The organism is Chelativorans xinjiangensis (genome assembly GCF_009812055.1).
Classification (GTDB): domain Bacteria; phylum Pseudomonadota; class Alphaproteobacteria; order Rhizobiales; family Rhizobiaceae; genus Chelativorans; species Chelativorans xinjiangense.
Window position 1 is genome coordinate 151,288 of sequence record NZ_WQNH01000009.1, and the last position, 22,902, is coordinate 174,189.

The 22,902-nt window shown below is 61.7% G+C and carries 19 protein-coding genes; 4 read left to right on the top strand and 15 right to left on the bottom strand.

Features of this window, described 5'->3' with window-relative positions:
- Positions 1 to 23 precede the first annotated feature (23 nt).
- The 4 genes from GM910_RS08970 to GM910_RS08985 all read right to left on the bottom strand — a co-directional run bounded on the left by GM910_RS08970 (position 24) and on the right by GM910_RS08985 (position 3,861).
- Positions 24 to 749, bottom strand: a complete 726-nt coding sequence (locus GM910_RS08970) for an HAD family hydrolase (RefSeq protein WP_159587173.1) — start codon at positions 747 to 749, stop codon at positions 24 to 26.
- A gap of 11 nt (positions 750 to 760) precedes the next feature.
- Positions 761 to 1,723, bottom strand: a complete 963-nt coding sequence (locus GM910_RS08975; protein ID WP_159587174.1) for an ATP-grasp domain-containing protein — start codon at positions 1,721 to 1,723, stop codon at positions 761 to 763.
- Positions 1,724 to 1,753: 30 nt separating this feature from the next.
- Entirely contained in the window at positions 1,754 to 2,968 is a 1,215-nt protein-coding gene (locus GM910_RS08980; RefSeq protein ID WP_425482665.1) for a DegT/DnrJ/EryC1/StrS family aminotransferase, read from the bottom strand.
- A 395-nt stretch (positions 2,969 to 3,363) separates the two neighbouring features.
- Positions 3,364 to 3,861, bottom strand: coding sequence for a hypothetical protein (locus GM910_RS08985; RefSeq protein WP_159587175.1), 498 nt, complete (start codon positions 3,859 to 3,861; stop codon positions 3,364 to 3,366).
- 306 nt (positions 3,862 to 4,167) lie between these two features.
- Here GM910_RS08985 and GM910_RS08990 point away from each other — a divergent pair, with 306 nt between their 5' ends.
- Entirely contained in the window at positions 4,168 to 5,622 is a 1,455-nt protein-coding gene (locus GM910_RS08990) for a pectate lyase (RefSeq protein ID WP_159587176.1), read from the top strand.
- Between the two features lie 100 nt (positions 5,623 to 5,722).
- Entirely contained in the window at positions 5,723 to 7,144 is a 1,422-nt protein-coding gene (locus GM910_RS08995) for an SGNH/GDSL hydrolase family protein (RefSeq protein ID WP_246225925.1), read from the top strand.
- A 321-nt stretch (positions 7,145 to 7,465) separates the two neighbouring features.
- Here GM910_RS08995 and GM910_RS09000 read toward each other — a convergent pair whose 3' ends face one another.
- The 7 genes from GM910_RS09000 to GM910_RS09030 form a co-directional block, all read right to left on the bottom strand.
- Positions 7,466 to 9,298: a carbamoyltransferase family protein gene (locus tag GM910_RS09000; protein WP_159587214.1), complete on the bottom strand. Its 1,833-nt coding sequence runs from the start codon at positions 9,296 to 9,298 to the stop codon at positions 7,466 to 7,468.
- 23 nt (positions 9,299 to 9,321) lie between these two features.
- The gene (locus tag GM910_RS09005; RefSeq protein ID WP_159587177.1) at positions 9,322 to 9,471 is read right to left on the bottom strand and encodes a DUF5989 family protein; all 150 of its coding nucleotides are present in this window, start codon (positions 9,469 to 9,471) and stop codon (positions 9,322 to 9,324) included.
- 59 nt (positions 9,472 to 9,530) lie between these two features.
- Entirely contained in the window at positions 9,531 to 9,962 is a 432-nt protein-coding gene (locus GM910_RS09010) for an SxtJ family membrane protein (protein WP_159587178.1), read from the bottom strand.
- Between the two features lie 160 nt (positions 9,963 to 10,122).
- Positions 10,123 to 10,839 (bottom strand): PIG-L deacetylase family protein, encoded by a 717-nt coding sequence (locus GM910_RS09015; RefSeq protein ID WP_159587179.1) that lies wholly within the window; start codon positions 10,837 to 10,839, stop codon positions 10,123 to 10,125.
- Positions 10,836 to 11,753, bottom strand: a complete 918-nt coding sequence (locus GM910_RS09020; RefSeq protein WP_159587180.1) for a methionyl-tRNA formyltransferase — start codon at positions 11,751 to 11,753, stop codon at positions 10,836 to 10,838. The genes GM910_RS09015 and GM910_RS09020 overlap by 4 nt, the downstream gene beginning before the upstream one ends.
- Positions 11,750 to 12,442 (bottom strand): sugar transferase, encoded by a 693-nt coding sequence (locus GM910_RS09025; RefSeq protein ID WP_246225926.1) that lies wholly within the window; start codon positions 12,440 to 12,442, stop codon positions 11,750 to 11,752. The genes GM910_RS09020 and GM910_RS09025 overlap by 4 nt, the downstream gene beginning before the upstream one ends.
- Positions 12,443 to 12,477: 35 nt before the next feature.
- Positions 12,478 to 13,791 carry a polysaccharide biosynthesis/export family protein gene (locus GM910_RS09030; protein ID WP_159587181.1) on the bottom strand — a complete coding sequence of 438 codons (1,314 nt, stop codon included), beginning with the start codon at positions 13,789 to 13,791 and terminating at the stop codon, positions 12,478 to 12,480.
- 191 nt (positions 13,792 to 13,982) lie between these two features.
- Between GM910_RS09030 and GM910_RS09035 the strand changes: the two genes are divergently transcribed.
- On the top strand, positions 13,983 to 15,134 hold the full coding sequence (locus GM910_RS09035; RefSeq protein ID WP_246225927.1) for a glycosyltransferase family 4 protein: 1,152 nt from the start codon (positions 13,983 to 13,985) through the stop codon (positions 15,132 to 15,134).
- A 40-nt stretch (positions 15,135 to 15,174) separates the two neighbouring features.
- Here the strand turns inward: GM910_RS09035 and GM910_RS09040 are convergent, their stop codons facing one another.
- Positions 15,175 to 17,427: a GumC family protein gene (locus GM910_RS09040; RefSeq protein ID WP_159587183.1), complete on the bottom strand. Its 2,253-nt coding sequence runs from the start codon at positions 17,425 to 17,427 to the stop codon at positions 15,175 to 15,177.
- Positions 17,428 to 17,565: 138 nt separating this feature from the next.
- On the opposite strand from GM910_RS09040, the gene GM910_RS09045 reads away from it, so the two are divergent.
- On the top strand, positions 17,566 to 18,855 hold the full coding sequence (locus GM910_RS09045) for an O-antigen ligase family protein (RefSeq protein ID WP_159587184.1): 1,290 nt from the start codon (positions 17,566 to 17,568) through the stop codon (positions 18,853 to 18,855).
- Between the two features lie 4 nt (positions 18,856 to 18,859).
- On the opposite strand, the gene GM910_RS09050 is transcribed toward GM910_RS09045, so the two are convergent.
- The 3 genes from GM910_RS09050 to GM910_RS09060 are packed head-to-tail and all read right to left on the bottom strand — an operon-like array spanning position 18,860 to position 22,327.
- The gene (locus tag GM910_RS09050; protein ID WP_159587185.1) at positions 18,860 to 20,404 is read right to left on the bottom strand and encodes a pectate lyase; all 1,545 of its coding nucleotides are present in this window, start codon (positions 20,402 to 20,404) and stop codon (positions 18,860 to 18,862) included.
- Positions 20,401 to 21,267, bottom strand: a complete 867-nt coding sequence (locus GM910_RS09055; RefSeq protein ID WP_246225928.1) for an ATP-binding protein — start codon at positions 21,265 to 21,267, stop codon at positions 20,401 to 20,403. The genes GM910_RS09050 and GM910_RS09055 overlap by 4 nt, the downstream gene beginning before the upstream one ends.
- Before the next feature lie 28 nt (positions 21,268 to 21,295).
- Positions 21,296 to 22,327, bottom strand: coding sequence for a glycosyltransferase (locus GM910_RS09060; protein WP_246225929.1), 1,032 nt, complete (start codon positions 22,325 to 22,327; stop codon positions 21,296 to 21,298).
- Positions 22,328 to 22,902: the final 575 nt, after the last annotated feature.

Here is a 22,902-nt window from a genome sequence, read left to right on the forward strand (position 1 = left end):
GCACTTCCCCGACAGGAAAAACCTTACATTTGCGCCTCACCTTTGCCGGGCCGGCTGCCGCGGTTGCGCTGCAGCCAAGCCAGGCAGTCGCCGAGTGTGTCCAGACTGGTGATGTGTGCATGAGGCTGGTGAGCGGCACTGGGAGCTGTGAGATGGTGGATCCGCTCGGGGCGCGCGATCTGCACGGTGTACCAGCCACGGGCGCGAGGTGTGACGAAATCCTTGACCGGATTGTCGGCGACGTAAACGAGCGGGAGGTGCGTGGGCGCCGCCCACGTCTCGATCCGCGCAAAGGGGCGCGCGTGCGGCTTGCAGAAGCCCTGGCCAGGCGCCCCGGTGCAGATGATACAGCTGATGAATTCCTCGAGCCCCAATGCACGCGTTTTCGCCCGCTGCATGGCGCTCGGGCCATCGGTAATCATGGCGCAGGGGATTTCGCGGGAGCGCGAACCGAAATAGCGCGCCGCGTCGGCGGTCAGGTTGATGTTCGGTCGATGCGACCGGTAGACCTCAACGAGTTGGGCAACCAGTTGGCGATCTTCTATGAGGCCTAGAATCCTCAGTGCTTGGTCGAAAATGCGGCGCCGTTCTCCAGCCGCAAACAGACTAAGGCAGGCTTGGCGAAGTCCCTCCACTCCGGCAGTCCGGAGGAGCCACGCATCAGCGGCGGCAAAGCCACTCAGCACGAAATCGCGTTCCAGATACAAGGTGTCGTCGAGGTCGAAAACGACCAGCACCGGCGCGACCATGGCACCTTCCCTTACCCGCGGAAAATCGCCGCGTCATAGCGCAGCATCAACGCATCGGCGCGCCAATCGTCATGCGCGGTCGACGGCAGGCCGGCCACCTCCTCCAACAGCCAGCGCGTGTATTCGGCACCCGCATAGTGAACGAGGGGATAACCGCCGCCAAAGCGCGCATTTATGTCGAAGACGCATGGCCCGCCCCTCTTGTCCACGATCACCTGGAAGCAAAGAACCCCGCGCGCCAGCGGCAGCGCCCGCGCGACACCTTCGGCCAATCGGCGAAACACCGGATCGCGCTCGGTCTGCCCCTTTTCGACCTCTCCGGCCCGAACGCGCAAACGCCGATGTGCCACGACGTTGCGCAACACACCTTGCCGGTCGAGGAACATGTTGATCGTGTATTCGGGTCCGATGAGCAACTCCTGCAATATCATCGGTTCGTCGGGGGTTTCAGGCAGATCCGCAGAACAGGTCGCCACCTTGATGTTGCGGCTTGCGCTGCCGCCCAAAGGCTTCAGAAACATTGGCCAGATGATTGGATAGGCGGAGGCGTGCGCCGCCTCGAGCGGCATGGTCCAAGGCACGGGGACGCCAGCTTCCTCCATCACCTGAGCCGTCTTGAGCTTGTCGCGGACGACCTCGATGACACAGGGCGGGCTAACATGGACGCGTGCGCCGAGTGCCGTGAACCGTTCGGCTGCCGCGGCAAGCGGGGCCAGTTCCGGATCGATGGTCGGGACGACAAGCTGGACACCGCTTTCGCGCACGATATCAAGCATCGCATCCACGAATCCAAGGTCGCCGCATTTCGGCACTGCGAAGGCCCGATCGGCCGCCTGGCAGGCAGCACTAAGCTGCGGCTCCCGATCGCAGGCGAGCACGTCCAGCTCGATCCCGAGCGCCGCTGCGGACCGGCGGAAACACTCGATGAGCTCGACCCGCCGCCCTGCTGACGATACCAGGATGGAAATGCGCATCTTCTTTGCGCCGCCCCGCTGTACGAACGGTCACGATGCAAGTGCCGTGCGCCGTCGCGCGAAAGCGGACACCAGCTCGACCGTAGCCTCCTGCATGACCTTGCGCATGATCCGGGCCGTTCTCTGCACGACAGCGCGGCTTTGGCAGGGGTCGACCAGAAATGCCAGGCTTGTCTCACCGAGTGCGGCAGCGATCGGAAGCCGCGTGGATGGCGCCATGCCGGCATCCATGAAGGCTTTTTCCCGGTAGATCTCGGGGCAACTCCCTGTGAAACAGGCAATACCGGAGGCATTGAGCGCCGACAGGATCCGATCCCGGCTCCAGCCATTCTTCAGCCTCTCGGGGCGCACGAATGTGTAAAAGCGGTACCACGCGTGTCGGATGTGTGGTGGCGGCTGCGGCGTCGTCAACCCGGGCAGGTCGTGCAGGGCATCGATCAGGATGGCCGCATTCGCCGCGCGCTGCGATTGCCACTCGGGCAGCCGCTCGATCTGCCTCAGGCCGATCGCTGCCTGGATTTCTGTCATCCGATAGTTGGAGCCGAAGCTTTCATGAAGCCAGCGGAAGCCGGGCGCATGGCTTTTGTGAAACACTGTCTCATAGGCCTTACCGTGGTCCTTTCGGCTCCAGGCCCGCCTCCAGATCGCCTCATCGTCCATGGTCAGCAGCCCGCCCTCGCCACCGGTACTCAGGATCTTGTCCTGACAGAAGGAGAAGGCAGATATATCGCCGAAGCTTCCGACCGGATGGCCGGCAAATGTTGCGCCATGCGCCTGGGCGCAATCCTCGATAACGACGATGCCGTGCCGGCGCGCAAGGCGCATGATCGGCGGCATGTCGGCGGGCCATCCTGCCAGGTGGACGACGATGATGGCCCGGGTGCGCGGCGTCAGCACAGTTGCAATGGTGTCCGCGGTTATGGCTTGGCTTTCAGGGTCGACATCGGCAAAGACCGGCACGCCGCCGGCCATCGGCACGCAAGCGGCCGAGGCGACAAAACTGCGCGGCGTGACGATCACCTCGTCGCCCGGCTGAAGGCCGATCGCATGGAGTGCGACGTCGAGTGCCACTGTTCCATTCGCCAGCGCGATCGCGCGGCGACGACCCAGCAGCGCCGCATAGGCAGCCTCAAACTCGGTTACCTTGCCACCCGTCCATGCATTGACCTTGCCGGATCGCAGCACGGCCATGACGTCCTCGATCTGCTCCTCGTCGTAGTGGGGCCACTGTTTTCCGATCGCCATGTCGCGGACCGACCGCCTGGCGCCGGCGCCGAATTTGCGCGTCTGTGTTTCCTTGGTAGCCAGATTGTTGCCCATCGTGACTAGCTCCTCCGTCGAGCAGCGGCAGGGACGCCGAGTGTGCCTTGACACACAGCCTGTTGCCGAGGACGCCACGCAGACGATTCAACCCCGACGCGTCCCGTCTTGCATATCCTTGAGAGAGCAGACTTGCCTTGCAAAGGGGCGCCAAACCCAAGGCTTGTCAGTTAAACCCTGCCAGTGCTTCCGGTTTTGCGCAGTTTCCGGTATCCCTGCTCGGGTGGAGTCCGGGTTGTGCTTTCCAAGACAGCCGGATTCGGTGATCCGGCGCCCCGTATGCACGTTGCCGCGTTCACGGTATCCGAGCCATCGCCGGTTCAAAATGCGTAGCGCCGCCCGCCGTCGGGATGAGCGGTCTGGGAATCCGCAGGGATACGGACGGCCTGTGTAGCGCAGGCGCCGCTTTGACCGCGGGAAAGGTCCGGAGGCTCCAGGGCACGGCTATCCCCTATGCGTCTGGCAACGCCGCGACCGCGCCGGTCGGCCTGGCTGACCGGCACGATCATCCGCGGCGCGACCCCCCATCCACGCAGCAGACCCCGGAAGCGCACGGTCGCCGCGAAGATCGTTTCTGCGGAAAGCACGGCTTCACGCACACGCATTTCCTCTCCGATGTCGATGTAAAAGACGCCCGGGATATTCAGTGGCAATGTCGGAACGATCGGATCCAGCACGAGATTGACTGTTTGCGGCGAAATGCCGTGAAGGACGAGAGCGACGAGACCGTCCTGGCTGGCTCGGTAGCTCATCTCGATCAACCGCGCCGGTTCACCTCCGCCCGATCTGCTGATTTCTACGACGTCGCGAACGTGCATGATCGCCTCTGTACCGAGTTGCGCTGCATGCGACCCCCTGATGCTGTCTGCACCCACACCTTCGCTGCCGCTGGAAAGATCGCCGCCAGATCGAGCGCGCCACGATGTTAAGGAAGAAAGGCAAACCTGCACCCATAGGATGAGCCGCGCGCCATGTCAGGTTTTTCCTCCCTCCAAGCCTGCGGGCAGCTTCACTAGACTCCAGCCGATGAACAGGTTTTTCGCCACGGACCGCGGGGGTCGGCGGGGCGCGTCCGCGGGGCGTTCTGGCGAGCAGGCAAGGAAGAATCTCACCGGCAGTATCGCATGCGATGGATCTATGTTCCGATTGTGTTGGCTGGTCTGACACAGCCTTCCTGGTCTCAATCGAGCACCACGGATGACCTTGTCGTGCGCGCGGAAAACCAGATGCGGAACGCGGCCATCTATTTTTCCGGCCGCGTGGCGCGCTACGGCAGTTATGTCTGGGACGTCTCGAGCGATCTCGAGTGGCGGTCCGGTGAAGGCGTCACGACGCACACGCAGGGCTGGCTGCAACCCCCCGGTACGCCGGCCGTTGGCCGGGCATTTCTTGCCGCGTTCCACGCGACTGGGGACCGGCTTTATCTTGAGGCAGCAACAGAAACGGCCGAAGCGCTGCGCGCAACACAGCTCGAATCCGGTGGGTGGTGGGCGCTGCTCGAATTCGATCCGGCATCGCGCCTGTCCTGGTGCTACCGCGACAATCGTGCGGAGCGTCCCCCTTGCGATGAAATACAGGGCAACAAGGAACGCAACGCGACGATCCTCGACGACAACATGTCCCAGAGTGCACTGGCTTTCCTGATGCTTGTCGATGCGACGCTGGAAGGGACACATGAGGGTGTACGGGAGGCTATCGTCTACGGCCTGCGGGCCTTCACCGAAATGCAGCATCCCAATGGTGCCTGGCCCGTGCGGTCCGATCGCAGGGTGCCCGACGCACTCACGATGTCGGCCTGGCGTGCACGCATGCCGCACACGTGGTCGCGGGAATATGTGGAGCCCGAGGGAGAGGTTTACATCCTCAACGACAATCTGCAGCGGGACGTCATAAGACTGTTCGTCCTTGCCTACCGCCTGTATGGCGAGCCGGAGTACCTCGCGGCCGCGCGGCGCGGCGGCGAGTTTTTGTTGCGGGCCCAGATGCCGGGTGCACAGGCGGGTTGGGCTCAAACGTACAACGCCGATCTCGAGCCGGTCTGGGGACGCAAGTTCGAACCCCCCTCCATAGCGTCCGAGGAGACTGCCGGTGCCGTCGATGCGTTGCTCGATCTTTACGCGCTGACCGGTGAACGCCGCTATCTCGAGGGTACGCAGAGTGCGGCCGCGTGGCTGCGCAGTGCGCAACTCCCGAACGCAGACTGGGCACGGTTCTACGAGCTTGGCTCCGGCGCCCCTTTGTATTTCGACGCCGAATACAACCTTTCCTATTCGGCGCAGGGGGCGCCGGATCACTATAGCTTCAAAGGCGAATTCGACATCGCGCGCGTCCTGGAGCGCCTGGAGGATATTGGCGATGACGACATGGACACCAGGAAGACGCCTGATGTACGGAGCGGCACTCAGAAGGCGGAGATCGAAGCAATCCTGGCATCGGCGGACCGGGAAGGCCGCTGGGTCGAGGACGGGAAAATAAGCTCCGCGACGTTTGTCGACAATCTCGGCCGCCTTGCCCGGTTCGTTGCTCAAGCGAGGGGCCGCTCTATTCCGAACCAGACCAAGCTCCTACCGCTGCCGTAAACGCAGCCGTAGCCGTACCGAGCGCTGGCCTTGCCACTGGAGCCCGCAAGATTGGCCCGGGGACTTTTTGTTTCGGGGGCTGCATGCCCAGGGAGGAAGAATGCCGGGAAATAAAAGTGAACGCGAAGAGGGGGGATGGCTTGCCATGACCGCCTGCACACTTGTTGCGCTCTATTTCCTGGCAAGCACGTTCTATGCGTTGGTGAATTTTGATGAATTCGCCTCCGCGATACCGCAGTTTCTGCGCTATGTGCTTACACCCGCCGCGCTGGGTGCGGGTTTCCTGGCGATCGGTCTGTTGGCAAAGTCGCGGTGGTCGAGACCGATCGGCGTCTATGGGCTGAGCCTCCTGGCGGGCCTCTTTCTTTTCGAGGGGTTCCTGACGATCCGTCAGGTGTCGGTGCACTTCACCTCGCTCGGCCGGCTCGATGCAGATCAGCGCGCCATGTTGGCGCGTGAAACGGACTTCGTTCACGGTTTCACACTGCGACGGCTCAATCTTCTCGTCGGCGTGGAAGGTCTGCCAGAAACGATGCTGGCCGGCTTTCCAGGTTCTACGACGCTGCTGTGTTCGCCGCCAGGGCAGGTCATCACCTACGAGGCCGACCGCTACGGCTTCAATAATCCGGATCTGGTATACGAAGCTCCGGTCGATCTCATGCTTTTGGGCGATTCCTTCGTCGAAGGCTTCTGTCTCAGGCCAGGTGAGGACCTGGCATCACGGTTGCGGCAGCGCGGACCAAATACCGTGAGTACCGGAATACGCGGCAACGGTCCCCTCATTGAACTTGCCGCGCTCGGGCGATACGGACCGATCCTGAAGCCCGACCATGTCGTGATGGCGTTTTTCGAGGGGAACGACTGGGAAAATCTCCAGCAGTCGCTGAAAGAACCTTGGCTTAGGGCCGCGCTGCAGCCGAACGCACGCTTCGGCTCGCCATCTGGCGCCATACAGACCGTTCGAAAAGCCCGCTCCGCCGTGGATGAGATCAATGAGAAAGAAGTGACAATGGCGGATATTGTTGCGCGCAAGTCCTTCTTGCGCAACTTCGCCGCTCTTCAGATGACGGGTACCTCCCTTGGCCTTCTTTACCCAAAGATCTCGGATAAGATTCCCGAATTCCAGCAAACGTTACAACGCGCGAAGGAACTTGCCGAAAGCTGGGGCGGATGCTTTCATCTGCTATACATACCGCGGATCGATCGCTTCGTAGGCGTGTTCCCGTCCGACGCCGGCTTCGATCATCTCCAGGATTTGGTTCTTCGGGCGGCAGCGGCCGAGGATGTGCATGTCATCGATCTGAAGGCCGCCTTTCACCGCCATCCGGAGCCGGCGCGACTGTATGCGCCGGACGCCCACTTCAGTCAGGAGGGCGCTGTTCTGGCCGCCGACACGATCTTGGACGCACTGTCGGCGACACCAAGCTCTTCGGTTGGCCTGGGCTGCGCACCCATCCTCATGGATAAATCCCCTGGGTCGACCTTCGTTGGAGGACGTGAAGGGCGACAGTTCGGAGGATGATCTTGCCAAGGAGCAACAGAAGGAGATTCCCCGCCATCCCGGCGTCGTTAGGTTTCGTCGTGCGGCCGGCATAACCGATCCGTGCATCGATTGCGGGTCCGGGTTCATGCACTGACGTTTCCGCGATGGCCAAATCAGTCGACGACTCGACGGCGTGGGTGCTTGCGGCAGGGTGCTTCCTTATCGTTCTGCGCGAACAGGCAGTACGCGCCGTCGGCTTGTCGAGAAATTTGCCCATCCTGCGCCTCGGCTTCGATAAGCGGCAAAAAACATCCGTGTCCATGGCGGTTCGGCTCTGCCGCCAGTTGCGCTAGAAACGCGTCAATCCAGTTCGAATTCTTCCTTGTAGTCTCGTTTCAGCACACAAGGCTGATCTTCCTTGCGGAGCACGGTATTGCCGATGACGAGCCGCTCGATTTCGGTGCCCATGAAGCAGCGATAGGCATCCTCCGGAGAGCACACGATCGGCTCGCCGCGGACATTGAAGCTCGTGTTCACCAGCACCGGGCAGCCTGTGCGCTCCTTGAAAGCCGTCAGCAGCTCCCAGTAGCGCTGATTGGTTTCGCGGTGAACGGTCTGGACCCGGGCCGAATAGTCCACATGGGTCACTGCCGGCACGTCGGAGCGGGGCACATTCAGCCGCTCGATGCCGAACAACGCATCTTCATCCAGATTGGGCCGCACGCGCTTGTCGTCACGAACGTCGGCGACAAGCAGCATGTAGGGGCTGTCGGTAGACAGGTCGAACCAGTCGGACAGATCCTCGCGCCGGACAGAGGGGGCGAAGGGACGGAAGCTTTCCCGGTACTTGACCTTGAGATTGAGCATCTTTTGCATTCTCGGCGAACGCGGGTCGCCCAGGATGGATCGGTTGCCCAGCGCACGTGGGCCGAATTCCATCCGCCCCTGCATCCAGCCGACGGCCTTTTCTTCCGTGAGTGCATCGACGGTCGTTGAGATCAACTCGGATTCGGGCACGACGCGATAGACGGCACCGGCCGCGCTGAGGCGCTGTTCGATTTCCCTTTGTGAAAAGGCGGGGCCAAGATAGGCGCCGTTCATCAAATCGCCGCCATTGGGCGCTCGGCTTTCGCCGAGATACTGATGCCAGACGGCCAGTGCGGCACCCACCGCGCCGCCCGCATCGCCCGCCGCCGGTTGAATCCAGATATCGTCGAAGATGCCTTCTCTCAACACCCTGCCATTGGCGACACAATTCAGTGCCACCCCGCCTGCAAGGCAAAGCTGGCGCTCGCCCGTTTCCCAGCGCGCGAATTTCGCCAGTCTCAGGACGGCTTCCTCGGTGACAGTCTGGATTGAAGCGGCCAAGTCCATTTCGCGTTGCGTCAAAGGCGATTCGGGCTTGCGCGGTTCGCCACCGAAGAGTTCATGAAAGGCAGGCGAGGTCATGGTCAGGCCTGTGCAATAGTCGAAATAGCGCTGATCGAGCCAGAAAGAGCCGTCCTCCTTGAGGTCGATCAGGTGGTCGAAAATCGTTTGGGCGTAACGGGGCCGGCCGTACGGCGCCAAGCCCATGATCTTGTACTCGCCCGAATTGACCTTGAACCCCGTGTAGTAGGTGAAGGCCGAGTAAAGTAGCCCCAAAGAATGCGGGAAATGGATCTCCTTGAACAGATCGAGGCGCTCCCCGCTGCCGTGGCCGAGCGAAGTGGTGCACCACTCCCCTACGCCGTCCATCGTGAGTACAGCCGCGCTGCGATAGGGCGAGGCGAAAAAAGCACTGGCAGCGTGGGCCACGTGGTGTTCGCTGAACAGCAGGGAACCATCCCATGATTTCGAGCCGGCGATCTCTCCGAGTTTCCGTCTCAGCCCCTTCTTCTGAAACAGCTTCTCCTTCACCCAGACCGGAATCGCGGCGCGGAAGGAGCGAAAGCCGCCAGGTACCGTCGCAAGATACGTTTCCAGCAGCCGTTCGAACTTGAGGAAGGGCTTATCGTAAAAGACCACGTGGTCGATGTCGGCCATCGTGCAACCGCCTTCTGCCAGGCAGTATCTCACCGCACCAGCGGGAAAGGCCGGGTCGTGCTTGCGCCGCGTGAAGCGTTCTTCCTGGGCGGCGGCAACGATTTGGCCGTCTTGTATCAGTGCCGCCGCGCTGTCGTGGTAGAATGCCGAGATCCCCAGGATGCGCACGGCTTTCACGCCCCGTCCGAACGTCAAAACAAGGTATAGATGAAGGGTGCCACGGCCGTGCCTTGCGTAAGCACGATAAGGCCTCCGAACACGCCGAGCATGATGAAGATCGGCAGCAACCAGAACTTCCTACGATCGGCCATATAGGACCACAATTCACGCACCAGTTCCATTTTTCAGCCTCTCTCAGCGATCGGTCCATCGCGATCGGACCGGTCGGCCCGCATGATTTTCAGAATTGATGTCGCATCGTCTCAGCGTCGGCCTTCAGCCGTGTACGCGATATCCAGTAGCTTTCACGTGTCCTGCCGGCCCGGCGGGCGAGCGGGTCGTGCCCCCTCACCCGCAGCACGATGCCAATCGGGACAAAGGTCGTGGTGTAGATGACCAGCATGATGACGGGATTGGCAAACCGGAACAGCAGCACTCCGAGTGCGGTCCAAAGCCGGTTTGGGCGGTCCAGGACGGCCGGCGCCACAGCAGCCAGCAAAACCAGAACCGCGCCGATGGCCGCCAGGCTTGCCGTGGTGACGGTGAAATGGCCGACCAACCACAGTCTTGCAACCACGAACACAAGAAGAATGCCGCCCACCGTCAAGCCAAAGCTCCGATTGGACGGTCCTTCCAGCTTTTTCTCGATAAGCGTTTCGTGGGGCGCCACCATCTGCTTCTCCCTGGTCGAAGCGTGCGGCCGCGACGACCCGCCTCACCTCCCGCGCGGCCTGGATTACAAGCCGGCGAAGATTGCCATCATCCGAAGATTGCCATCATCCTGAGCCAACGCGCAAGCCGTGCAAAGGCGCGTGAAGCCCGGACCATGTCAGTTAATTCCCTCCGGCAGCTTCTGTTCTTGCGCATTGAACGACATGGCGGATCAGCACGAAGGCCTCGGCGGCGGCCATGTGTACGGTGGAGCCGCGCAGCAGGGCGAGCGCCCGCAGTGCTTCCCGGGACCGCTCATGCGGGAAAGCCTTCAACTGCGTGTCAAAGATGTCCATCGCCTGCAGCTTTGACGAGAGCGTTTCACCGATGTCGACAAACACGTTGGGGTGGAATCCAGGCGTCAGATAAGGAGCGTTCCAATTGGTTTCCGACAGCGTCTCATATGCGAGGATCGTCGTTGGGTAGTCAGCCTGATGCGGCCGTGCCGCCACGAGCGCGGAGGCGAAGGTCGACTGGTGATCGAGGTGTATGTCGCCCGGGAACGGTAAGATTATGGTTGTCGGGCGCACCTGTGCGAAAAGGTCTTGCAGTGCCGAATTAAGCTGTGAATGGGGCGTGTCCGAGAGTCCGGCGGCCGGAAAGTCAAGCCAGGATGTCGCGCGCACGCCGAGCAGCGTATGGGCCCGCTCGGCTTCGCCCCGCACCGCCGCGATCTGGGCCGGCGAGAATGCGGGCGCACGGCCGCACGTTACGATCGCCACGAATACCTCCTGTCCGGCCTGGGCAAGCCGTGCGATGGTACCGCCTGCTCCGAGGACTTCGTCATCAGGATGCGGCGCAACCACTAAGGTGCGCCCGAAAGCCAGCGGATCTGTCATGGAGCATGGGCCCCCAGTTTGGAGTGCAGGCGGGGCTTGCGGGCCTCTCCGTCAAGCCTCCAGGAGGTGATGTGAAGGCAATCGCCATCGCCGCAGCGCACAACGAAGCCCTGCGGCGTATCGCTTACGACCTGGCCGGGCAGACCGATGAAGCGATGCGCTTCGGCGAATGGCTCGGCAGCATCGATGATAAGCTTGTGCACATTGTAGGCGGTGAAGGCTCCCGGATAGGGATCACCCACTGCGCGGATGAGGCGCAGAGCGGTCTGTGCGGGTTGGTGCCAGTCGATCAGCCCATCCTGCGGTGTCCGCTTTGCGCAATAGGTGGCGCGTGCGTGGTCCTGCTCGATCCGCGGTGCATTGCCGCAACGCACCAGCTCCACCGCCTCGGGCAGCATGCGTGCGAGGGTGCCGGTCTGCTTGAGGTAGAGCGTGCGGGCCGTTTCGTCCTCCGCCACCTCGATCGTCTCCTGGCGGAGAAGCGGCCCGGAGTCGACACCTTCGTCCAGCCAGAACAGCGATGCTGCGGTCGTGGTCTCTCCGAGAAGAATGGTCCAGGGGATCACCGCCCGTCCGCGCATGCGTGGCAAGGGGGCGGGGTGAAAACCCACGGCACCAAGACGGGCGCTGGAACGGAAGGCCGGCCCACAGATCTGCGACCAGCCGATCACCAGCGCCAGATCCGTTTTCAACGCACTCAGCGCCTCGATCACCGGCGGTGCATTCACATCCGTGGCATAGAGGAGCTGGCTGCCGCACGTCCTGGCCAGGGGCGCAAGATCAGCATAGTCGGAATGCCGATGCGCCGCAGCCGGTGGCAGTGTTACGACGAGCCTCGGCGCCAGGCCCGTGCGAGCAAGCGCCTCCAGTGCAATCGCCGACCCCTCGACCGTTCCGATGAACGCCGTTTTCATGCCCCCCCTCCCTCGGCCGCCGACCTGGCTTGAACGGCGATGGTCGATCGGGCGGCAAGCCGTTCTCGCGCCAGCGCGAGGGGCTTTTTGCGAATGCGTTCACCGCGGAACAGAGCCGCCACCGTGAGAAGAAAGATCCAGCAGTTAAGCGCCGCCGAATGGTTGTCGATGTACCAGATGTCGAGCGCCAGCTTGTCGGCATCCGAAAGGCGCGTATTGCCGTTCACCTGGGCCCAGCCGGTAAGACCAGGGCGGACCTGATTCCGCACCGCTCCCAGGGGACCGAATTCCGCGACCGTCCACGGCTGCAACGGACGCGGTCCGACGAAATTCATGTGGCCGTTGAGAATCGCCAGCAATTGCGGAATTTCGTCAAGACGCAGACGGCGAATGAAACGTGTCACGACCGTTTCGCGCATGCGGTCGGGCAGAAGCTGCCCGTCGGGACCGCGCAGGTCGTGCATCGTGCGAAACTTGACGAGAGTGAAGGCGCGTCCCCCTTTACCGGTCCGCACCTGGCGAAACAGCAGCGGTCGTCCGACAGAAATCCAGATGAGAGCCGCCGTCATCATGGCTGGTATGGCGACGATCACCAGTGCCATCGATGCCGCGACACGCTGCATCCACACCGCGCTCGCTTCGGAGACGTTGGCGGCGGACTGCTTGTCGATCCCGACCGTTTCCGTCACGTCCTCCTCCCATCTGATCTACCTGTAGGGCGCGGTTAGCGGACTGCAGAAAAGCGCGCTCCCACGGCATCACGCGAGGTACGGTCGCTCCGCGGCAGTGTTGCGGCCGCTGGTCCTGTGCTGCCCCCGATCATTCTCACGACGACCAGATCGCCCGGCGCGACAGGCGTGGTTGCAGTCGCCGGTCGTTCCACGAGGCCGTTGTCGGTCTGCCGACGGATCTTGAAGTCGAATACGATTTCCTTGTTGTTGGCCAACTCCTCCACCGACATGCTGGAAAGAAGAGCGAACTGTTCCTCCGCCGCCCGGCGGGCGGCGATAGCGGTGGCGAGATTGGTGTTCTGGGTCTGCAGTTCGACCAAGGCGCCGACGCGGCGCTGCTGCACCAGTTCCGCAAGCCTGCTCTTGAGCGTCCCGACATTTCTTCTGGCCGCGGCAAGATCCGACAGAACCTGAAGGTGCCGGACCTCTTCGGTGGACACCTGGCGCTCGATATTGGAGACCTCGGTCAGCGTCTGAACGCCGCGCCGCTGGAGTTCGCGCGCTCGTTCCAGATCGGCATGGGATAGCTCCACCGTTCTTTCCACCTTCCGCGCAAGTTCCCCGAGCAAGGTGATCTCGTCTTCCGCATCTTCCAGATTAGCCATCAGCACCTCTTTCTGTGCGGCAAAGCTTTCATTGCCGGCCGCAAGGATCCGCAGCTCGACCGCACGCAAGGAAGCCGCGATGGGCCCGGTGACGAAGGAGCGTGCTATCGCGGGGATGTCTTCGTCGAGAATCTCATCTCGACCGGCAAGCTGAGCCGTCAACCTGGCGAACGCCAAGGCCGCGCCGACAATGCTTGTCTCGATTGCCTCCAGCTCGCCGCGCATGCGCGCGCGGGCCAGAATCGGATCGTCGGCAGTTGTGGCGGTCAGCTGGCCGCCGGCTAGCGCCACAGCCTTCTCCACGGTGATTTCCGGCTTAAAATCATAAGCACCCGGTTGGCGCACATCGCCCGTCACATAGATCGGTCGATACGCCGCCACGGACAGCGCTAGTTTCGGCACGACGAAAATCTGCTGGTCGGAATAGCGTTGGACCAGCTCTTTCAGCGCCCCGGAAACTGTGAGTCCAGCGATCGGTACCGCACCGATATAGGGCGCCTGGATCGATCCATCGGGCGCGATCGGCAGCTCGAGTGGATCCTTTTCATCGTCCAGGATGTCGAACTTCACTAAGTCGCCGGGAGCAAGACCGTAACCGACCATATCGAGCGACTCCGCCATCGTACAGCTGGCCCAAACCATAAACACCTCGAAAATGAGAAGGCGCAGCGCAAGAAACGAGGGTTTTCTATAAATCATCATAGCGCCCTCCACCCTTCTCTTTTGTGCATATCCAAGGTAATCCGAATAGAACTACTACGAAAATATAACTTTACATCTCCTTCTTCCTCACAAGACTGGCGATAGGGACGTTGCCGCGCAGGCTCTGCCCGGATCAATTCACCCCTGGAGGACATGTCGTGGATGAGTTGGTGGGATTTTCTTCTCCCCGAGTGGCCGCCGAACGGCGTAAGATCGCGGTCATCTGCAGCTATACGGTCTCGCTCGCCAATTTCCGGCTCAAGCTCCTCCAGGCCATGGTCGACAACGGGCATGAGGTGGTGGCGCTCGGCCCTGAGCGCCATGCGCCGACGATCAAGGCCCTGGCTGACATCGGCGTCGCTTTCATGCCGATTCCGATGGCTCGGGCTGGTCTCGACCCCGTGGCGGACGTGAAGACGCTGGCCATGCTGTGGGCGAGGCTTCGCAGGATCTCGCCCGACGTCGTTCTTTGCTACACGATGAAGCCGATCATTTACGGGCTCATTGCGGCGCGGCTGGCCGGCGTCAGGGAGCGTCACGCGCTGGTCACGGGGCTTGGCTATATTTTCAGCCGAGAGGCCAAGAACCTGCGCCTGTCGCTCATCCGCGCCATCGCAACCCGACTCTACCGCGTCGCCTTGCACGGGCATGGCCGCGTGTTTGTCTATAACGAGGCCGACACGGAGGATATTCGTGTCGGCGGGATGGTGGATGACTTCACGCGCATCGTACCCGTACCCGGATCCGGCGTCGACTTCGACCGCTTCCGCCCGATGAAGGTGCCTGTCGGCGATCCCGTTTTCCTGATGGTGGCGCGACTTCTCCGCCACAAGGGAATTGTCGAATTCGTCGAGGCCGCACGGCAGCTGCGCGCACGGCATCAAAACGCACGCTTTCAAATCCTGGGGCGCTTCGACCCCGGTCCACTTGCCATCTCGCGACAGGAGATTGACGGCTGGGCGGAGGAGGGGGTGGTTGAATATCTTGGGGAAGCGGACGACGTCCGACCCTTTGTTGCCGCCTGCACCGTGTTTGTTCTGCCTTCCTACTATCGCGAGGGCATTCCGCGCAGCATTCTTGAGGCAATGGCGACGGGGCGCGCCATTATCACCGCCGACACGCCTGGCTGCCGGGCGACCGTCGTCCACGGCGAGAACGGTCTCATCGTGCCGCCGCGTGATCCGGCGGAACTTGCTGCAGCGATGAAGCGCTTCATCGATGACCCTCTCCTGGCTTGGCAAATGGGTCGGCGCTCTCTCGACGTCGCGCGGGCGCAGTTCGACGTAAGAGCCGTAAACCATCTCCTGCTGGAAAAGATGGATCTCCTCAATGCCGACGCTTAGTCGCGCTGGCACCCTGTCTTCCATCGGGCATGTGACGAAACTACGTGCCAAGATACGCCCTCGCCTGTCGTGGATAGCTCATTGCCCCCAGAAAATCGTCACCCGTTTGCAGCCGTGGATCCACACCGTTGAGCACGGTGCCGAGCAGCGGTACCCGGTTCAGGCGCAAGCGCGATACCGCGCTCGTCAGCTCCTGCTCGGTGGTCCGATCGAACCGCGTGACCAACAGCACAGCGTCGACCAGCGGCGACATCCAATTGGCGTCCTCGGTCACCAGAACCGGCGCACAGTCAATCACGATCAGGTCGTACGATAGGCGCAGCCTCTCGATTAGGCGCCGCATCTCCTTCGACCGCGTCAGCGCCCCGACCATGCCGCAATCCAGCCGCGCCGCATCCAGTCGGTCCAGCCCACCGACATCCGCGACCGGACGGATAGCATTTGTCAGGCTGTAACTTCCTTCCATTGTCGAAGGCACATCAGCCCCACCACCGGGCAGATTCGCTACGCGCGGATCGAAATCGACGTAAATAGTCTTCAGACCGTCATGGGCTGCAGAACAGGCCATGCCCAACGCGACCGAACTCACGCCATCACCGGGCAGCGGCGCCGTCAAAAGGACAACAGGCTTGGCAATGGCCAGTTGTGCGCGGCAGACCAGATAGAGAGATCGAAACGCCTCCGCTTGGATCGAGCGCGGGCGTTCAACTAGGCCGCGCGGCGCCCGCCTCCATCGACTGAGCCAGCCGCGCGACCGCCGCGGCACGTTCGCCAGATTGGGAAGCTGAACGACCTGGCGGATGCGCTGTCCCGATCGAATCCGCGTGTCTCCGGCTTCAAGCAGCATCGCCAGAATGAGCGACAGAACCGTCGCACCGCCGATCCCGCCCGCCAATATGCGGTCCTTTTGCGGGAAAGAAGGTTTCGTCGGCACCGCAGCGACGGAGACGACGCGTGCGCTTGCCTTGGTGATCTCAGAAAAAGGATCCAGATCACCAAGGCGTGCAACCACCAGATCATGCATCTTCTGGTCGGCAACCAGTTCCCGTTCAAGGACGCGCAGCCTGATTTCCGAAATACTGCGCTTGCGGACCGTTTCCTGCATCCGGGCGATCTGCGCTTCAAGTTGCCGGACCTGATCGTTGGTGATCTTCTCTTCACCCGACAGATCGTCCAGTATGCGCTGGTGTTCCTGGTCGATCATGGCGTCGACGCTGCCCAGTTCAGCGTCGGTATCGATGACCTGCGGATGGTGGGCACCGAGATTGGAGGCATATTGTGCGCGCTCTTGTACCAGGGTGGCCTTTTGGCCGCGCAGGGTGTTGAGCAGAGTCGAATCCAGGACGGTTCCCTCCGCCGTCCGGGTGCCGGCAAGCACGCGCCGTGCCTGCTCCTGGCGTGCGCGCACCGACGCCAGTTCGACGCGTGCGGCGGTAAGCTGCGTGTTCATTTCACCAATGCGCTTGCGCAGCAAATCGTCGCGTTCGTCGGAGGAAAGCGCGTTTTCGCGGCTGAACTCGGCGATCGCGCGCTCGCGCTCAGCGATCTGGGTTGCGATTTTCTCGGCGCGCTCGCGCAGGAACGTCACCGCGTCGGTCATGGCCTCCTTCTTGAGCTCGCGCGACCACTCGACATAGACGTTTGCAACAGTGTTGGCGAGCATCGCCGAGAGTTCGGGGTCAGGACTGCCCACGCGCACAGTCACGGCGAAACTCTCACCGCTTCTCGACACCGTCATCCGGGAAATCAGTGACGAAATCGCGCGATCGCGCTGCGCGGATTCGCTGGGCAGCCCTTCTTTCTCTGCGAAAATGCCGAAAGGAAGCACTTCCATGGCCGCCTTCGCCGCGCCCGCGATGCGCCCCAAAATGCCGGTCGGCGCATCGCTGCTCTGCGCGCGCAGATAGGTGTTGAACCAGGGATGCTCGACGAGGTTGGCCGCAGCCACCACGCGACCGATAAAGACCCGGGAGGAGATGATGTCCATTTCCGTCTCGATCGCTGCGCGATCGCGTTGCTCGCTTTCCAGCTGCGTGACAGCCTCCAGCATTCTGGTATCGTTGCGTTCCAGCACCAGAGTTGCAGCCGCGGTATACGTGTTGGTCATCGACATGACCGCAATGGCTAGCAGGGATGATGCCACCAAGACGAAGGTGAGTATGAAGTACTTCTTTCGCACTATCAGACGAATGATATCATGAAAGCCAATTACACCATAAGTCCTACCCGGGTCATCTCGATCCAGGCGATCAACATTGAATCCTAACTCTTTCCTTACGGCTGATTCATTCATTTTGTCCCTGCATCGAAGATATCTGCTCATGTAAGGGTTAAGTTAATCACGGAATCAATGAAAGTAATTAATTTGACCTATTTATCGCTTACTGATATCCGGTAAGATCCTTCCTGAATACACTTCGAGCCGGCAATCATGGAGCAGATCCGCCCTTGGCCGCAAACGCCGTTGCCGCAGGCGCTGCCTGCACCGGTGTCGGCCGCCCGCAAGCTGGAATTCGCACTCGCCTGCGCGGTGGTTTTTCTTGCACCCGTGAACGTGCTGAAATTGCCGGCCTTCTATTTTACGATCAGCGACGCCTTTGCTGTTCTGTGCCTGGCCACCATGGCGCTCAACGGAACGATCCGGTTGAAGCCGCTGGGCCCCGGAACTGCCTTTTGGGTCTTCGGTCTCGTGATGATGATCGGCGCGTTGCTGGTCAGCAGCTTGCTTGTGGGGGCGGTCGACCGTGGTCTGATCCTGTCGCTGCAGTACCTGTTCGCCTATTTCCTGCTGCCCATCGTATTCCTGGCGCGCCCGTGGGATCAGACCATCACTTTGATGAAGGTTTTCGTGGCGTCCATGGTGGTCATGGCCATACACGGCATCTATGTCGTCAACATTGTCGGGGAAACCAACACTATTTTCGTCAGCGGCAGCGGCCGTCTGCAGGGGTTCGTCGAGCGCGAAAACGAGTGTGGGGCTTTGCTCGCCCTGACCGTGCCGATGGTACTGTCGATGACAGCGATGCGCCTGATGAGGACAGTCATCGCCGTGCCCGTTCTGATCCTTCTGTGTTACGGCATCATGTTGACGGGCTCGAATACGGCGCTCTACAGCATGCTGTTCGGGTTGGGCATCTTTCTTCTTTTCACGCTGACGCCAAAGGGTATTGTCGTTGGCGCCGTCAGCGTTGCCGCCATGTGGAGCTCGCTCAGCATACCGGCTGTTCGCGACACCTTGCCCGCCGCGTTCAAGAAGCGGGTTCTCAGTGGCCTGGAAAGTGGGGACCTCAGCGCGGCCGGCACGTTTGCCGACCGGATGTTGCTTAACGAGGAGGCATTCCGTCTCGGCGAAGGGGCTCTGCTGCTCGGTCACGGAGCCGACCAGTACCGGGAGATCAGCGACTATGGATCGCCGGTCCACAACGTCTACCTGCTCATCTGGAATGAGGGCGGTCTTCCGGCTTTGATCGGTTTCCTCATCATGCTGTCGGGAGCGGCCATCACGGTGCGGATGGCATGGCGCCGGCGTGAAGGCCGACAAGCAGCCATATGCGGCTTTTCTGCCGTCGCTCTGTTTGCCATTCTCATCAACGCAGCCCCGCATGTTTACGGTCGCTTCTGGGCGGTTCCTGTGCTCCTGTCGCTCGCTCCGGCCGTCGCTCTTCTCAATCTGGGGCCACCAAGGCAGCAGTATCCATTGACCGGAAGGCAACGACGCTGAAGGCCTATGTGGGGCCAGCGCGGACGCTGGATTGGTCACCGTGTCGGTGAGCGGTGACCTTCGCCTTACGCATGCCGACGCTGTCGCCTGCGAGCTCATGGAGATACTCCTCTAGGTTGGTCCAGCCGTCGCCGTCGCGGTCAAGCTGGCCATCGCCGGGATCGCCAGGGTCCAAACCGACCGAGCGCTCCCACGCATCTGCCATCCCATCGCGGTCGGCATCTGCGGGCGGCGAAGCCGAAACGAGTTCGGGCCATCCGCCAACCTTTTCAGGGTTGGATTCAAGCAGGGCTCCGGTCCGGGTGCGGACGGCACCGACTATTCTCAAATCGACGGCATCACGGGCCGGTCGGGTTGCCCCGCCACCGACGAGGACGTCGTCATAGGCCGCGTGCGCCGGCCCGGCGCGCACGCCCAGTGTGGTGAACGGTCTGGAGACGATGTGACCACGCATAGCCTCATCAAGCACCAGGTGCTCGGCCATTCCCGCTTCGGGGCGATAGGTCTCGTCGATGTTTCCGGCGACATAGACCGCAAACTTGCCGTCCCCCTCCTCGAAAAGATGAAGCAGATGGTCATCGATCTTTCGAGTCCCGGCGATCTTGTAGTTGCCGATGACATTTGCCTGGACTGGAGCCAGACGATCACTCAACCCGATCGCATATTGCCAGATAGGCGAATAAAGCACGTTGTTGACCACCTCTGCCACGGCGCCGGGCTCACTCATATAAATCTGCGGATTGCGAAACTGACCGAGCGCGAAAAGATTGTGGTGGATGGTAATGTTTCCCCCCTTCGTCAGCAGCATGCTGCGCGCGCGGTTGCGCTTGCCTGGCCCACCATCGAGCAGCGGCTCGGAAACGAAGCTCCACTGGATGGTGATATTGGTGGCATCTTCGGAATCGATGGTTTCGTCCGATCCCCAGCTTGCCGAAATATGGTCAACGACGATGTCCCTCGCGTCCTTGCCGTAAAAGCCGAGGGCGCCTGCGCAACAGGCTTTTTCCTTGTGTGGCCCTGGACGCAGACGCACATGCCGGACAATGACGTCGTGGGCCAGAATCTCCAGTGAGGGTCGCAGTTGCCTCGGTCCATTGCGGATGGCGATTCCGTCGCCGGGTGCGGTCTCGCCGGCGATCGTCAGATACGGGTTGCGAACCACCAGCGACTGCTCCTCCAGCGTGATGGTACCGCTTACGCGAAACACGCAGGTGCGCGGACCCGCCGCATCGATACAGGCGCGCAGCGTGCCTTGACCCTTTTCCTTGAGACTGGTGATGAAGATCACTTTGCCGCCGCGCCCGCCCTTGGCGGCGGCACCGAAGCCTTCAGCGCTCGGAAAAGCCCGCTGCCTGCCATCGCGTAATTTGGGAGCAAGTTGGACACCGCTGTTCGTCGAGCCTGTCAACGTGCCGAAAGCGGGACTTGCCAGCCGTGATAGCTCGACCGTCGTAAGGTCGAGCGAATAGGCGGCAAGGCCCGAAAGAAGGCCAAGTCCGGCAACCGCGGCCAGGATCTTGGCGTAGAAAGGACCGCCGCCTGCACTCATGCCCGGCGTCCCCCGTCGGCGGAGGTGCGGCCGAGGATCAACGGCTCGATTTCGGACCCCTTGCCGATCCGCGCCCTCACTGCGACGTCCCCGCGCTCCAGAAGTTCGAACAAGGAGCCGTGATGGTCCTGCCCATGCGACCTCACAACCAGCAGCAAGCTGCCGGGTCCACGGCAATAGGAAAAGATGTTCGCGATCGCGGTACGGATACGCTCGGCGCGGAAATAGCCCAGATTGAGAATGTTGGCCGCGCGGATCAGATCGAATTGTCGGACGAATTCCGGCGTCGCTACCAGTATATCGTTCTCGACGAGCTTGATATTCCGGCCGGCCAGCGCCTGACATTCCATCCGCACAGGCATGCTCCGCCCTTCGGCGATCTCCCGCGCCAACCGGCCGCGCAGCACTGCGCGTCCGAGGAGGAGCGGCACGAAGGTCAAGGTGAAATAGTCCAACCGTCGCACCCATGCACGCAGGGGGCGGCCAGCGAGATCGTATTGCAGTGGCCACCCCTCATCGTCCGCCAATACGTGCAGTCGCGGTGAGATTTCGACAAGATGCGCCTTGACGAAAAGATCGGTACCGATCACGCGCGGCGAAGCACCTTCAGCCTGCAGGAAGTCTACGAGCTCGATCGTCGTCAGCCCGCTCGAGGCCCCGACATCAAGCACCTGGCCGATGCTGCCTGCCCGCTCTCGAATGATCGGCCTTATCGCCTCTTCCACGGCAGCAAAACGCGACAGCCGCGTCAGTTTGAACGTCCCGTTTCGCATTTTCAGGCTGGAAAAGAACGCGCATTCCGCTTCCGGATCGACGTCGATCCCCTCGGCGGAAAAGTAACGTCTGGCTGTCAACATCACCATGTGCGAACCTTCGGTCCCAGGCGTATGACTAGGCGGCGCGGCAAAGGAATGTGTTGTAGCGGTGTGAAACCGCCGCCAGCGAGAAGTGCTCTGCCACCCGGTGGCGGGCTGCCGCCGATCGGGCGGCGTACGCCTCACGACTGAGCTGGAGCATGGCGTCCATTCCCTCCGCCAGCGCCTTCGGATGAGTGGGAGGAACCACTTCGCCCGTCTCGCCGACCACCATCGCGGCATCACCCACGTCGGTGGTAACCACCGGCTTGCCATAGCTCATCGCCTCGGCGATGACGTTTGGGAAGCCTTCCGTGCGGGACGACAGAACCAAAAGATCGATCGCCCGATAGAAGCTGTCCATGTCGTCGGTTTCGCCCAGGAGCGCGATGGAACTGGCTGGAAGTCCGGAGGCAGCCAACATTTTCTGCACCGCGATACAGTCTTCATGGAGCCCGGCACCGACGGCCATAAATCGGACGTCCGGCCGCCTTTGCGAAACAATGGCCGCGGCTCGAAAAAAGGTCTCATGGTCCTTCTGCGGGTGGAGGCGCGCGGCGATGCCGACGATCTTCGGCGCCCGCTCGATCGGTGGCGGCTGCGCGACGGCGTCGAAACCATTCGGGATGACGTCCACGTTGCGGTTGGCGAATCCGTATTGGCGATGCAGATCGAGCGCACGTGCGGAGTTGTAGATGATGCCGGCCGGCAGATGCGACAGGTGGCGTGCCACGGCCAGGGCGGCCCGTGTGCTGCGGGAAAGAGCATCGGGATCATCGAGCGACTGGCGGACGTTCCAAAAGACCGGCACCGGTCGACGCGACAGCTTCTGCGCCAGCACGCCGGCAATCATTGCGTGGTACATCCAGCACACGATCACGCGCGGCTGCTCGCGCGTGATGAGTTGCGCCAGGCGGCCCAGTCCCGTCACCGTCTTTGTGATCGAGCCGATCCTCAGCGCTTCGCAGCGTGTCGCCTCCCCGGCTAGAAGCCGATTGCGTTCCGACACCTCGAACAGCGACGCCACGAGCGCGCCTTCGGCCGAGACACGCAGCAGCCTCGACAGCATTGTCTCCGCGCCGGCGTTCGCCTGGTAATTCGTGATGATGTGCATATTCATCGGCGATGCGCCCCGGCTCCTCGTGATGCGCACGGGACAAGGGCGGCAGACTGGACAATCACTTCGCCTAAGGAGGTGCTCGTCTTGGTTCGCCCCGCCCAAGTGCCTCGCCTATCCCGTTCGCCCGAACGCAGCATCGACTCCTAGGTTAACCCGCGCCAGCGGCGCTTTAGGAGGATTAAAAACCTGACGAGACCGCGGCATACCTGACAGGTGGTGTCGTCTCTGCGGTTGCGAGTCCGCTTATCACCAACTGATAAAGAGCCGCAGGCGGTTTTCGAACCCACGAAGGCCGAGCGCCAAACCGTCGCTATGGCATTGCAGTCAGGTGGGATCACCTGACGTCCGCATAAATGCTAAAAACAGAGAGATAGAGCATCCTTTGTGCGTCCGAACGGACGCTCGGTGCTTCAGCCGGGAGATTGCGAAGGCACACGCTGAAACCGCCGACGACTTCGGCGGAAAAAGAGAATTGCAACTACAGGTAAATCCTGACAAACGCAATCAAAGTATTAAAGAAATAT